Here is a 229-nt window from a genome sequence, read left to right on the forward strand (position 1 = left end):
TCAGTGGTAAGGACATCAGATTTTCACTCTGGAAACAGGGGTTCGATTCCCCTACGGGGTACCACTATGGAAGGTTACCCTAATTGGTAAGGAACCGGTCTTGAAAACCGGCGTCGCAAGACTTCAGAGTTCGAATCTCTGACCTTCCGCCAGTTTCTTAAAATGCCCAGATAGCTCAGTCGGTAGAGCAGGGGACTGAAAATCCCCGTGTCGGTGGTTCGATTCCGCC

Annotated in this window: 1 tRNA gene; it reads left to right on the forward strand. The window is 51.1% G+C overall.

Annotated features, from left to right (window positions below):
- Positions 1 to 68: 68 nt before the first annotated feature.
- Positions 69 to 152: transfer RNA gene (locus tag I6E31_12585), tRNA-Ser, on the forward strand.
- The last annotated feature ends 77 nt before the right edge of the window (positions 153 to 229 follow it).

Source organism: Fusobacterium varium (genome assembly GCA_021531615.1).
Taxonomy (GTDB): Bacteria; Fusobacteriota; Fusobacteriia; order Fusobacteriales; family Fusobacteriaceae; genus Fusobacterium_A; species Fusobacterium_A varium_C.